The sequence below is a fragment of the Capnocytophaga gingivalis ATCC 33624 genome, assembly GCF_000174755.1.
In the GTDB taxonomy this organism is placed as follows: domain Bacteria; phylum Bacteroidota; class Bacteroidia; order Flavobacteriales; family Flavobacteriaceae; genus Capnocytophaga; species Capnocytophaga gingivalis.
Genome location: NZ_ACLQ01000034.1, coordinates 83,590 through 96,791 on the forward strand (window position 1 = coordinate 83,590; position 13,202 = coordinate 96,791).

Below are 13,202 nucleotides of genomic sequence, written 5' to 3' on the forward strand. Positions count from 1 at the left end.
TTTTTATTTGAAGAAGGAATCGACAAATTCGTATTTGTTGAATACTTGTAGGTCTTCTATGCCCTCTCCCACTCCTATGTACTTGACAGGGATCTGGAATTGGTCAGAAATACCTATGACCACGCCTCCTTTGGCTGTTCCATCCAACTTAGTAATAGCCAGAGCGTTGACCTCTGTAGCCAAGGTGAATTGTTTGGCTTGTTCAAAGGCATTTTGTCCTGTAGAGCCATCCAGTACCAAGAGAATCTCATCGGGAGTCTCAGGCAGGAGCTTTTGCATCACACGCTTCACCTTGCTTAGCTCGTTCATAAGGTTTACCTTATTGTGCAAGCGCCCAGCTGTATCGATAATCACCACATCAGCCCCTTGGGAAAGAGCAGAGGAAAGGGTATCATAGGCCACAGAAGCAGGATCGCTTCCTGTTTGTTGTTTTACAAGAGGGACACCTACACGTTCTGCCCATACCTGTAGCTGGTCAATGGCTGCGGCACGGAAAGTATCGGCAGCCCCTAAGACTACCTTAAGTCCTTTTTTCTTGAATTGATAAGCCAATTTTCCTATAGTGGTCGTCTTCCCTGCTCCATTGACCCCTACGACCATAATCACATAGGGCTTCTTGTTCGAGGGGACAGAAAAGTCCACTTCCTCCCCACGCTGAGTCTGGGAAAGTAGAGCAGCTATTTCTTCTCGAAGGATTCGATTGAGCTCGCTGGTACCTAAGTATTTCTCTTGGGCTACACGCTTTTCTATACGCTCGATGATCTTCAGGGTGGTATCTACTCCTACATCACTACTGACCAAGACCCCTTCTAACTCATCAAGGATATCATCATCTACCTTGGATTTTCCTGCAATAGCACGGGTGAGTTTGTCAAAAAAAGATGTCTTTGATTTCTCCAAGCCCTTATCTAAGGTTTCTTTCTTGTCGGAGGAAAATAATTTCTTGAAAAAGTTCATAGTCTATTATTTGAAGCCTATTTTAGGGCTGTTAGTATCTTCTTTCAGAGCCTTTGTTTCCATATTGGTCAGTTCAGCCAAGGAACAAGGCGAGGTTATGTTGGGCTCTTTGCCTATAGAACGGAGATAACTGTTACATTTCTCTACTGTAAGTTCCTTGAACTTGTATTCGGCTATGAGTCGTCCCTTTCTCAGTAGGGCGGAATCAATCTTGGATATATCCGAGTTGAAGGTACAGATCAGTTGGCACTCCAATACGTCGGAGAGCATACCATCGGCAATGTTGAGTATGGAGGATACTACATCGGTATTGCTATTGTAAGCGGTACGCTCAGCTATATAGTTTTCACAATCCTCCAAAACCAAGACTGAGTTTTTGTGATCTATCAATACTCCCATGAAGGAAGGATCCGTCAGAGAAGCAATCATAGAGGTAGGCACAAAGATAAATTTTTTATTAGGTACCTGACTAGTGAGCCACTTGATATAGTTGGTCTTGCCTGATCCTGCTATCCCATGGAAAAGAACCACCCCTTTGTTTTCATCAGTGATGCTCTTCTTTACTCTATTGTGTATTTCCAAGAAATCATCATTATACATTCGCTCGAAATCAATACGAAAAGGCTTGATCATATGAGTTTTGAGATCGAATCCGTTCTGGTTCTTTAGCAGAATAGAGACTTTTGCCTTTTTAGACTGGTGTTTCTGGAGGTATTCTGCAAAAAGAGTGGTAAGATGTTCCTTTGCTTTGGGATTTTTATTTTCATAATATACATAGTTCACCTTACAAATCCCCTCTTCGAATAGTTCGTTATCATAATCATTGGATAGATTGTAGGATATGAGTAAGAAAACCTCCAATTCTGGGTGGTAATAGCATTCCTCATCCTCATAGAGTCGGTTACTCTTGGAAGCATAGCTAAGAGTGTAAAAATCAGAACATTTTTCGAAATGTTGTAACTGATCTCTGTATATGATAAGGTCATCGTCCTCCAAATAAATATCACAGAGTATATCACTGAGTAATATACGATAAGGATTTCGATAACTAGCAAAACGGTGTTTGTCATAGAGCTGTATCTCATCATCTCCATTTACACGAAGTATATTGATTGCTCTATAATATTTGGATTCTAAAATCTTCATTAATTATCTTTTCACTAATTATTGTAATAAGTCGGGGCGGCGCTCCTCAGTACGTTTATAAGCCTGTTCTTCCCGCCAATTTTCTATCAAAGGAGTGTTGCCACTGAGGAGTATATCAGGGACTTTCCACCCTTTGTATTCGGCCGGACGGGTATATATAGGAGGCGCTAAGAGATTGTCCTGAAAGGAATCCGTAAGCGCTGAAGTCTCATCGGAGAGTACCCCTGGGATCAGGCGTACGATAGCATCGGAAAGTACTGCTGCGGCCAGTTCGCCTCCGGAGAGAACATAATCCCCTATGGAAATTTCCTTAGTGACAAAGTGGTCTCTCACTCGCTGATCTACCCCCTTGTAGTGGCCACAGAGAATGATAATATTCTCCTTGAGAGAGAGTGCATTGGCCATTGGCTGGCTTAGGGTCTCACCATCGGGGGTAAGGTAGATCACCTCATCGTAGGTACGCTCAGCCTTCAGAGCCGAAATGCAAGCGTCTATAGGCTCTATCATCAGTACCATGCCTGCTCCTCCTCCAAAACTGTAATCATCTATCTGTTTGTAATTGCCCAAGCCATACTGGCGGAGGTCATGAAAGTGTACAGTAGCTAAGCCCTTTTCTACTGCACGCTTGAAAATAGAGTGCTCGAAAGGGCTTTGGAGAAGTTCGGGAACAACGGCTATAATGTCAATACGCATCTTACGAACGATGTTTGTTGATTTCGTCCTGCAATTGGCGACGAACCTTTTGCTCGCGCTCTATAGCTTTGGTGCGATATTCCTCATATTCGTTTTGTAGAGATTCTAAATCCTTTAGTGCTCCACGGGTGATACTATTAGAACGAGAGAATCGGGATACGAATACAGCTAAGAATATTGCTAATATAATAATAATCCCCCATACAACAGCAGAATACAAGCCCTTTTCAATGGTCATTCCTAAGAACTCTATACTGTTATTACGATTTTTTTCTTTGTCCAAGTCACTCTCCAAAGAAGTGATTTTTTGGTTGAGCTGTTTTATCTGAGAGGATTGGCTGCTGATGGTGTCAAGCTTTTCTCGGAGTACCTGTTTTTGAGCCTTGAGACTATCGAGCATAAAGCGCTTGAAAGAGTAGATACTTTCCTTCTTGATAAGCTTATACTTTTCCCAATTTCCTGCTTTTTCTACCAGTTGATCATACTGCCCTTCTATGGTAGCAGGATATTGTTTTTCGTTTTCTTGAGGAGTCTGTTGAGTAGTTTGTTCTTCCTGAGCAGTAGCAAAAAAAGGAGCTAAAAGCCCAAGAGAAATGATAAACATTCTTTTTGTCATTTTTTCTATGTTATATTTTATTCCAACGGCAAAAATACTATTTTTTTCTCAATAAAAATACTTACCCCTCATTATTAACAAAAATTTGTTTCTTTTCTTGTTTTCTGCTAAGGGAAAATGAAAGAAATTATATAAGGATGGTTGTTCCTTTTACCCCTTGCTTATAAGGAATGTATTTTATACCTTTGCTGCCTTGGAAAGCATATATTCATGAATCTCTTAATCAATATAGTAGGGACTACTGCCATAGGAAAAACAGCCTTGGCTATTGTCTTAGCCCGACACTTCAAGACAGAAATACTCTCCTGTGATTCCCGACAGTTCTACCGAGAGATGTCCATAGGTACAGCCGTCCCCTCACGTGAGGAATTGGCCACAGCGCCACATCACTTTATTCAGCATAAGAGTATTTTTGACACTTATTCTGTAGGTGATTTCGAAAGAGAGGTTATGGAGCTGCTTCCTAAGCTCTTTGCTCGGAGAAAACTTGTGATCATGGTTGGGGGTAGTGGATTATACAACGATGTAATCCTCAAAGGATTGGATGAATTTCCACCCATCAAAGAGGGAGTGAGAGAATCTCTCAACGCTTTATATAAGGAAAAAGGAATAGGGGTACTACAAGAACAATTAAGGGCACTAGACCCTACCTATTGCCTTAAGGTAGATATGCAAAATCCTCAGCGTATCATACGTGCTTTGGAGGTATGCCTCAGTGGAGACTATCCTTATTCCTACTACTTACAACAGAAAAGCACTCAGCGGGATTTTTCAGTGATTTCCATAGGTCTTACTGCTGAGCGGGAGGTGATCTATGAGCGTATCAATCAGCGTATGGAAGTGATGCTTCAGGCAGGTCTCCTGCAGGAGATAGAGCGCCTTCTTCCCTACCGTCATCTCAACGCCCTACAGACAGTGGGGTATCGGGAGTTCTTTGATTTTTGGGAGGGAAAGGTCTCCCTTGCCGAGGCTATAGAGAATGCCAAAATGAATACCCGCCGCTTTGCCAAGCGACAGCTTACTTGGTTTAAGAAATCTGAGGATATTCAGTGGTTTGACTATAAGGAAGACAGAGGAAAAATCATTGAAAGGATAGAGACTCAACTCTTAAGCAAGGCATAAGCGCTCTCCCCTGCCCTACGGCTATTCCTCTGGAGGCTTAATCATAGCAAGTAGTTTTCCATCCAACCATATCCCTACTCCAAAGCTTGGAAAAGCACCTAAAAGAAGAGAAAAGGCAATCACTTCTAAGAGTTCTTCCATAGATACAAAACCTTTTCCTTGTCCAATAGAAATTATAGTAATACTTGAAAAGACTCCAAAGGAGTAGAAAAAAAGCATCAGGAGAATCCCTAATGGGAGTTTTTTGATAAGAAATTTGTTACTGCGACTCAAGTATTCTCCTATCCCTATAGCTATAGGAATACAACAGATAGCCCCTACAAGTATAAAGATAAAAAAGTTTATTATAATACCCAAGGCTTCTATACCAAAAAATAATGAGCCTACTCCCAATAAAGAGAGGAGAATAACTACAAATTCTATCATAAGGGCTCTACAGAGTAATAAAGAAATAGAAGACATGATTTCTTAATAATTAATGTGTTAATTTCTCAATAACCTCATACGTTCTACCGATAGGAATTTCGGTATCCCCTATATATACAAACTGGTGGGTGTAAGAAGTAATGTGTTGTGTATTCACTACATAACTCTTATTGACGCGTACAAATACCGATTCAGGAAGCTGGCTATGTATGTTTTTTAGATTAATCCACGTGATGTAGCGGTCGGTGAAGGTGTGGATAATCACATAATCTTTTAATGCTTCTATATAGAGGATATCGCTGTGTGCAATACGATAATTGCGCCGGTTCGCACGAATGCTGATATATTGGGCATCGGTCGCTTCTAAGTCAGTTTTTTGCTCAGAGAGCAACTGGTGATAACTTTCGGCTTTGGCAACAGCCTTTTTGAAACGCTCAGGGGTGATGGGTTTTACTAAATAATCAAGGGCATCTACCTCATAACTCTCTAAAGCATACTGACTGTAGGCTGTGGTGAAGATAACGAGTGTTTGCTCGGGTAGGATTTTAGCCAGTTCCAAACCGTTGATTCCTGGCATCTCGATATCTAAAAAAAGCAAGTGCACTTCGTTCTTTTTCAAAAAATCGGTAACACCTACCGCATTCTTAAAAGTGCCTACTACCTTCAAGTTGCTGTATTGCCTGATGAGGCGCTCCATCCCGATACGCGCCAAAGGTTCGTCGTCTATAATCAAACAATTCATAAGGGCAAAGTTAAGGTTACTATATATTCTTGTGGCAAACGCTCTTGCGACAAGCTAAAACGCTCGCCATAGAGCAATTCCAATCGCCGATTTAGGTTGGGTAAGCCTATGCCACTACACTTGTGTTTGCGATGAGGCTCTAAAGGTACCGAATTGCGTACTGAAAAGTGTAGAAGCCCTTCTTTTTCCTCACATTTCATATAAATATAAGTAGGGGAGAGGGTGTCAACACTGTGTTTTACGGCATTTTCAGCTAAGATAAGCAGAATATTAGGGGGGATTTGTATGCCTTGTAGGTTTTTTTCGCTGTAAGTAAGCTCATAAGTAAAATCATCGCGACGCATTGCTTCCAAAGAGAGATAATCGTTTAAAAAACGCAGTTCCGAACTGAGAAAAACCTGTTCTTCGTGCGTTTGATACAGCAAATGTCGCAAGAAATCGGATAGTTTTGTAATGGTATAAGAGGCTTTTTCGGGGTCGATATACAACAACGTGTTGATACTGTTGAGCATATTGAACAAAAAATGCGGTTGTATTTGGCTTCTTAGGGCTTGCAGTTCACTTTCGGTGGCTTGTCGCTCCAATTCTTGCATTCTTTCGCTATCTTTTACCCATACTTGAAAGATTTTGATAAGCGTAGAAGTCATTATAAAGGGTACTATATATACCATACTAGAAAAAATTGCTACAGAAACAGGAATTTCTGATGCTATTTTGATTTCTTTCCCAATCATATAGTCTTTCCATAGTACAAAATTGAGATAATAGGTAGAGCCCAACATAAAAAGTACCCATAGCGTAAGGAGGATGATATAGGTAGCGAGCTTCCCTTTGAAGAAAAAGCGCGGAATGAGCACATACATATTTAGGTAAAAAGTAGCAGTAATCCCCAGCCATTTCTCTATCCAATCCCAATAATCTATCATTCCTTCGTAATCACCCCATTGTCTGCCCAGTATGAAAAATAGCAATAATGAGCTACAAGCCACAATATGCCGATAGATACGAAATCTATCGGCAATAAGGAACTGCAAGAAGAAATTATTCTTTAAAAATATGTATGGATTTTCATTCATTAACCATTAATCATTATTCATTAAAATCTGTATCCTACTCCTATAAGGATAGAGCGTGTGCGCAAATAGTCACTACTGTGGCGAGGATCTTTGGTGAGGAGATTGGCTAATCCTAAATAGAAATTGGTTTCTATAAAGTACTTTTCATTGAAGTTGTATTCCAAACCGAAGAGCGCCCCATAGTCAAATTTTTCAATATCCTTTCTGGTTAATGAACGGTATTTGTTTTCAAAAGAAGTAACCCCAGGTATATAACTCACATAGCCTCCTACTTTAGGACGTAACCCACTGATATCGTATTTGATAGCCAGAGGCACATCAATTCTGTGAAGCATTGTTTTTCCCTTTCCTATAGTGGAATAATTGGTATACATTGCCCCAAGATCTAACAATAATTTCTCAGAAGCAGGGATTTCAACAAAGAAACCACCATAAGAAGAGGTGCTAAAAGGCTCTTTGTCCGTTTTGTTTTGTCCTTCATATCGGTCGTCGTGAACATCTTTGCTCATCAATCCAATTCCAGCACCCGCATGGACGCCAAATTTTACTTGTGCTGTAGCCGTAGCGGTGAGTGCTATTAAGGCTATAATTGTAATAATTTTTTTCATTTTTTATATGTGTTTATTAGTGATGAGAAACTCCGAGAAGCTCAGGGCTTTCAGGGAATCTCCGATTGTTAATTATTCATTGTTTATTGTTCATTAAAATCTGTATCCCACTCCTAAGGTATAAGAAACGTTCAAAAAGTTATTGTTACTGCTTATGTTAAGGTTTCTCACAGAGGAATTAGAGGAATTAAGTGCGTTGACCAATCCTTGATTGAAACGAATATCAATAAGGAAATGGTCGGTTACATTAAATTCAGCTCCTACCACTGCTCCAAAATCAAATTTAGCAAAATCACTTCTGTCGAGTTTTACAGTACGACCGTTGAAAGTGTTTTCAAGAGAAGGTTTGTTTACCAAAATACCCCCTTGAACTCCTGCCAAAATACCTAAATTACCTATTTTAAGGCGCGCCAAGATAGGTAGGTTGATATATTGCGTATGAAGGGTGTTGGAATATTTCTCATTTCCTTGTGTAAATTCCCATTTTGCTCCATAACTACTGAAAAGTAGTTCAGTGCGCAAGTCGAGGAAAGGAAGCAACTGAGAATCACTAAAAATACCTACGTAATACCCTGCTTTGTATTTTACATTGGTATAATTGGCTTCTGTTTTTCCATTGTATCCGGTGATGCTTCCTCCACCACGAATACCAAAACCCATACTTTCATTTTGTGCTGTAGCTGTAGCAGTGAGTGCTATCAAGGCTACAAAGGTAATAATTTTTTCATTTTTTTATATATTTATTAGTTATGAGAAACTCTGAGAAGCTCAGGGCTTTCAGGGAATTTCTAATTGTTAATTATTTAATTATGACTCTTGAGTTGTGAGAAACTCTGAGAAGCTCAGGGCTTTCAGGGAATCTCCGATTGTTAATTGTTAGTAGCCCCCGACTCACTTACTCGGCAATTGCCGACAACCCCGAAGGGGGACTATCCGCAAAAGAGGTACTTATTGTTGCTACACTTTGTTAATTATTCATTGTTCATTGTTAATTGAATCTATATCCTACTCCTACAAGGATAGAGCGTGTGCGCAAATAGTCACTACTGTGGCGTGGGTCTTCTTTTAGGAGATTGGCAAGTCCTAAGTTGAAATTAGCTTCTATAAAAAATCTATCAAAGAAGTTGTATTCCAAACCAAAAGTAGCCCCACAGTCGAATTTTTTAAGGTCGTTTTTAGTAAGTGAACGATGCTCATCTTCAAAAGAAGTAACTCCAGGGATATAGCTGGCGTAGATTCCTACTTTAGGCCGGAAGCCCGAAATATCGTATTTCACTGCAATAGGCAAATTGATATTGTGCAACATAGTACTTCCTTCGCCTATGGTTACTTGATTGATATAGATAAGTCCTATATCTAAGAACCATTTTTCAGAGGCTGACACTTCAGCGGTAAGTCCTGCATAAGCCGACCCACAACTACTCGCTGATTCGCTATGAGCTTGGTTTTCATAACGGTCGGTGTGAATACTTTTACTCACGGGGCTCAAAGTATAGCCTCCACGCACTCCAAATTTCACTTGTGCTGTAGCCGTAGCAGTGAATGCTATTAAGGCTGTTAAGATAATAATTTTTTTCATTTGTTTTTATTTGTTTATTAGTTATGAGAAACTCTGAGAAGCTCAGGGCTTTCAGGGAATCTCTAATTTACTTACTCAATAATTGTTAATTGTTAATTATTTAATTGTGACTCCAGCAGCAAAATACAAAGCAGGATTGAACTGACTGGAGCGAGAACTGCCGTCTTCATTTTTAGCTTCTGAGGCAAACATAGCACTGAGTTTGCGCTCTCTATAACGCCCTGAACGGATAAAACTTCCTCCTACAGTAAGTGGAATACTCACGTGTTTACCTATCTTGAACTCAGGTTGCAATCCTACAACAAAAGTCTGCTGACTGAATATTTCCTTTTCTCCATTGCGCCTGAGGTAAGCGGAATAACCTCCCATATTAGCTATTAATTTAAAGTCGAGGTTTTCGCGGTAGTTATACCCTAAGGCTACTTTTAGCCCATCAATACTCCCCACTTCAATAGTAAATTTATCGCTAAAAGCACCGTTGTATTTAAAATAAAATGCAGGAAATACCATAGGATACCCAAAAGTATTATTCAGCGCCACCCCACCACCTATTTCGATATTAGGTCGCCAGTGCCATACAAGCACAAAAGCGCCATTAGCTACCACATTTTCACCTATGTGAATAGACGAGAGGCGGTTTTCGGGGGTATAACTTCCCGCACCGAGTGCCATTAGCATAGACCAACGTTCTTTTAACGGACGTAAATGCAGGAATGTAGCCCCAAGGTTCATCACCTGCGAGGGAAGTTCTTTGCCAATAGGGAAGTTGTGGTTGTTCATCTTTACAAAAGAACCACTGAGCGATACGCCCCACACGGTAGGTCGCTGGTAAGGGTCGTCTTCCTTAGGGGCTTTCATCGAGAGGGGCACCAAAGCCCCTACCGAGTAAATCATCGCCGAGCCGTCGCCTATATTGCTATCACTTACCGCATCGTAGAATTTGGAATTGCTGATGTATTCTGTTTTTACGCTAATTTGAGCTGAGACACTCACTATAAATAGCAGTGCTACAAAGAAAAACGTTTTTTTCAAGAGAAGATAATTTAATATTGAGAGGCAAAGGTATAAAAAGGGAGAGTGATAAAAAGAATAAAAAGTGTTTTTCTATATCAAATGCATAATTTACTATACCAAAATTAAGTGAAGTACCAAGATTTGGAGAATTACTATCTCTTAATTCCCAAAAAAAGAGAACTGTTCACAGCTCATTAATTTTTGGCATACATCTTGCCTATATATTTCAGGTTGGTTTGTCCCAAATACCTACATAACTAAAAACCAATGGGTTAATTTTCTCTTGTAGTAAAAAAAATAGAAAGAGTATGACAAACTGACAGTATTGCATAATAATTAAGGAATTAAACTTATGAAAATAGGAAATTTTGACATCTTTTCTTCGGAGGAAGAACCTGAAATACACATGGAAGTAATTCCTATCTCTTTGTCAGAAATGGCTAAGGATGTTTCCGAAGACCAAGAGGAGAGCGAGGAGGAAGAAGATCCTTTCCCAGAGCAACTCCCCATTCTTCCTGTTAAGAATATGGTACTTTTCCCTGGAGCACTCTCCTCTATCACTATTCGCAGGGATAGTGCTCTTGAGTTGATTAACGATGCCCGTCATTCTCGCTTGATTGGGGTAGTCAGTCAGCGTAGCAATGAGGAAGAAGCCACTCCAGAGAATCTCTATTCTATAGGAGTGGTAGCACATATAATTAAGGTATTGAAAACCCCTGAGGGGACAACGCATATATTGGTACAAGGGCGTGATCGTTTCCAAATAGAATCTTTCACAGCTACTACCCCTTATATAGTGGCTAAGATAAAGGAAGTCCCTGAAATCGTCCCCAAGGAAGATGATCAAGAGTTTCTCTCCTCAGTAGAAGTAGTCAAGGATATTTCCTTAAAATTAGCCAAAGAACTCCCTGAGGGAAATCAGGAGATAGCTTTTACCATACAGAATATAGAAAACAACTATTTTTTACTCAACTATGTAGCCTCTTCCTTTCCTTTATCTGTTACAGAAAAACAGGAAATTTTAGAACAGGATAGCCTACTTACCCGTGCTTGGACTATTATCAAATATCTTGGAGTAGAGCTACAGAAGGCTTCTTTGAGAAAGGAAATACAGAAGAAAGTACATATAGACTTTGACAAACAACAACGGGATTATTTCCTTCATCAGCAGATACAGACCATTCAAAAGGAATTGGGCAATGAGTCTTTTGAGGCAGATATAGAAAAATTCAAACAGCAGGCCAAGGAAAAGAAATGGAATGAGAAAGTACAAAAACATTTTGATAAGGAATTGGCCAAACTTCAGCGCCTAAATCCTCAGATGCCTGACTATGCCATTCAGCGTAACTATATTGATTTACTTTTAGACTTACCTTGGGGGGTGTACTCCAAGGATAAGTTTGATCTGAAAAAAGCCCAAAAGATCTTGGACAAAGATCATTATGGTTTGGAAGATGTTAAGCGCCGTATCATAGAATATTTGGCAGTACTGAAACTCCGCAATGATATGAAGTCGCCTATTCTATGCCTCTATGGACCTCCTGGTGTGGGAAAAACCTCCTTAGGTCGCTCCATTGCCAAGGCTTTAGGTCGTGAGTATGTACGTATGGCTTTAGGAGGCTTGCGCGATGAAGCTGAGATACGTGGACACCGCAAAACTTATATTGGGGCGATGCCTGGGCGTATCCTCCAGCTAATCAAAAAGGCAGGCACTTCTAATCCAGTTTTTGTCCTTGATGAACTTGACAAGCTTAGCATTGGCTATGGAGGAGATCCCTCTTCGGCTATGCTGGAAGTGCTCGATCCTGAACAAAATAATGAGTTCTACGATAATTTCTTGGAGATTGGTTACGACCTCTCCAAAGTGATGTTTATCGCTACAGCTAATGATCTTAGTACCATACAGCCTGCTCTGAAGGACAGAATGGAGATTATTAATATCTCTGGATATACCATTGAAGAAAAAGTAGAAATAGCCCGACATTTTCTTCTTCCTAAAGTGCTTAAAGAACATGGCATGATGGACAAACATATTCAACTGGGTAAGAAAGAGATAGAACGTATTATCGAGGGATATACCCGAGAGTCGGGGGTGCGTAATCTTGAAAAACAAATCGCTAAGATAGTGCGCTATATAGCCCGTGCCATCGCGATGAAGGAGGAATATAACCCTAAGATATCTCTTGAGGATATCCGAAAGATACTCGGTATCCCTTCCGAACATGACAAGTATGAGGACAATGAAGTAGCAGGAGTAGTTACAGGATTGGCATGGACAAGTGTAGGGGGAGATATTCTCTTTATAGAATCAGCTTTCTCCAAAGGCAGTGGAGATCTTTCTATCACCGGAAATATAGGAACTGTGATGAAGGAATCAGCAACAATAGCCTTGGAATATATCAAATCACATGCCCAACAGTTTGGCTTGGATACGCATATTTTCGAACAATACAAGATACATATGCACATCCCAGAAGGAGCAACACCTAAGGATGGTCCCAGTGCAGGAATCGCGATGCTTACCTCTATTTTCTCTGTACTTACCCAAAGGAAAGTAAAGAAGCACTTGGCCATGACTGGAGAGATTACCCTCAGAGGGAAAGTACTTCCTGTAGGAGGACTCAAGGAAAAAATACTTGCGGCTAAGCGTGCTGGGATCAAGGAAATTATCCTTTGTAAGGAGAACGAAAAAGATATCAATGAGATAAAAACCGAGTACTTGGATGGACTTACCTTTTACTATGTTACAGACATGCAGGAAGTACTGCAACTGGCTCTAACCCAAGAAAAAGTAAAAGATGCTAAGGAATTCAGCTTTGAAAAAGTGAAAAGTTAAGAGTGTCTTCCCTATTCCTTGTTATTGGTATTAACAATTAACAATTATTTGGCGTTTTATTTCGTGAAAACAGTGTATTTTTGCACGTTTTAAAAATATAATATTTAGATAGATTATGGATAAAGAACAATTCCTAAAGGATGCACAAGATAAGATTAGTGCCCTTACTGAGAAAATCAGCTCTTTAACAGAGTCCTTAGGACTACAAAGTGGCGACCTTAAGGCTAAAGCTCAAGAGGAAATCAACAAACTTCTTGAGAACAAAAGTGCGCTTACAGAGAAGTTTGAAGCCCTAAAAAGTGTTCCAGAAGATAAGTGGGAAGAAGCTAAAAAGGCTTTCAATGAACTTCTTTCTGGCAATACAGAAGGTCTCCTTCAAAAAGGTAT

14 protein-coding genes are annotated in these 13,202 nt (G+C 40.1%); 3 read left to right on the forward strand and 11 right to left on the reverse strand.

What is annotated here, in order from left to right:
* Window positions 1-3: 3 nt before the first annotated feature.
* The 4 genes from ftsY to CAPGI0001_RS11370 are packed head-to-tail and all read right to left on the reverse strand — an operon-like array spanning window position 4 to window position 3,412.
* Window positions 4-957 carry a signal recognition particle-docking protein FtsY gene (gene ftsY, locus CAPGI0001_RS11355; protein ID WP_002670265.1) on the reverse strand — a complete coding sequence of 318 codons (954 nt, stop codon included), beginning with the start codon at window positions 955-957 and terminating at the stop codon, window positions 4-6.
* A gap of 6 nt (window positions 958-963) precedes the next feature.
* On the reverse strand, window positions 964-2,103 hold the full coding sequence (locus CAPGI0001_RS11360; protein ID WP_002670158.1) for an AAA family ATPase: 1,140 nt from the start codon (window positions 2,101-2,103) through the stop codon (window positions 964-966).
* Window positions 2,104-2,121: 18 nt separating this feature from the next.
* Window positions 2,122-2,796, reverse strand: a complete 675-nt coding sequence (trmD, locus tag CAPGI0001_RS11365) for a tRNA (guanosine(37)-N1)-methyltransferase TrmD (RefSeq protein WP_002670153.1) — start codon at window positions 2,794-2,796, stop codon at window positions 2,122-2,124.
* Window position 2,797: 1 nt separating this feature from the next.
* Window positions 2,798-3,412 carry a hypothetical protein gene (locus CAPGI0001_RS11370; protein WP_040360347.1) on the reverse strand — a complete coding sequence of 205 codons (615 nt, stop codon included), beginning with the start codon at window positions 3,410-3,412 and terminating at the stop codon, window positions 2,798-2,800.
* A gap of 210 nt (window positions 3,413-3,622) precedes the next feature.
* Here CAPGI0001_RS11370 and miaA point away from each other — a divergent pair, with 210 nt between their 5' ends.
* Window positions 3,623-4,534, forward strand: coding sequence for a tRNA (adenosine(37)-N6)-dimethylallyltransferase MiaA (gene miaA / locus CAPGI0001_RS11375; protein ID WP_002670285.1), 912 nt, complete (start codon window positions 3,623-3,625; stop codon window positions 4,532-4,534).
* A 21-nt stretch (window positions 4,535-4,555) separates the two neighbouring features.
* Here miaA and CAPGI0001_RS11380 read toward each other — a convergent pair whose 3' ends face one another.
* From CAPGI0001_RS11380 to CAPGI0001_RS11410, 7 genes are all read right to left on the reverse strand, one after another.
* A complete protein-coding gene (locus CAPGI0001_RS11380; RefSeq protein ID WP_002670184.1) occupies window positions 4,556-4,996 on the reverse strand; it encodes a hypothetical protein in 441 nt (146 codons plus the stop codon).
* Between the two features lie 13 nt (window positions 4,997-5,009).
* Complete coding sequence (locus CAPGI0001_RS11385; RefSeq protein WP_002670225.1) at window positions 5,010-5,702, reverse strand: LytR/AlgR family response regulator transcription factor; 693 nt, start codon at window positions 5,700-5,702, stop codon at window positions 5,010-5,012.
* Window positions 5,699-6,778 (reverse strand): sensor histidine kinase, encoded by a 1,080-nt coding sequence (locus tag CAPGI0001_RS11390; RefSeq protein ID WP_002670164.1) that lies wholly within the window; start codon window positions 6,776-6,778, stop codon window positions 5,699-5,701. The genes CAPGI0001_RS11385 and CAPGI0001_RS11390 overlap by 4 nt, the downstream gene beginning before the upstream one ends.
* A gap of 20 nt (window positions 6,779-6,798) precedes the next feature.
* The gene (locus tag CAPGI0001_RS11395; RefSeq protein WP_002670232.1) at window positions 6,799-7,386 is read right to left on the reverse strand and encodes an outer membrane beta-barrel protein; all 588 of its coding nucleotides are present in this window, start codon (window positions 7,384-7,386) and stop codon (window positions 6,799-6,801) included.
* Window positions 7,387-7,479: 93 nt separating this feature from the next.
* Window positions 7,480-8,088 carry a porin family protein gene (locus tag CAPGI0001_RS11400; RefSeq protein ID WP_248601319.1) on the reverse strand — a complete coding sequence of 203 codons (609 nt, stop codon included), beginning with the start codon at window positions 8,086-8,088 and terminating at the stop codon, window positions 7,480-7,482.
* 286 nt (window positions 8,089-8,374) lie between these two features.
* Window positions 8,375-8,965, reverse strand: a complete 591-nt coding sequence (locus tag CAPGI0001_RS11405) for a porin family protein (protein ID WP_002670313.1) — start codon at window positions 8,963-8,965, stop codon at window positions 8,375-8,377.
* 96 nt (window positions 8,966-9,061) lie between these two features.
* Entirely contained in the window at window positions 9,062-9,997 is a 936-nt protein-coding gene (locus CAPGI0001_RS11410; protein WP_002670159.1) for a DUF6268 family outer membrane beta-barrel protein, read from the reverse strand.
* A gap of 334 nt (window positions 9,998-10,331) precedes the next feature.
* Here CAPGI0001_RS11410 and lon point away from each other — a divergent pair, with 334 nt between their 5' ends.
* Window positions 10,332-12,815 carry an endopeptidase La gene (lon, locus tag CAPGI0001_RS11415; RefSeq protein WP_002670262.1) on the forward strand — a complete coding sequence of 828 codons (2,484 nt, stop codon included), beginning with the start codon at window positions 10,332-10,334 and terminating at the stop codon, window positions 12,813-12,815.
* 115 nt (window positions 12,816-12,930) lie between these two features.
* Window positions 12,931-13,202, forward strand: a 272-nt coding sequence (locus CAPGI0001_RS11420; protein WP_002670255.1) for a sll1863 family stress response protein, incomplete at its 3' end; no start/stop codon positions are given.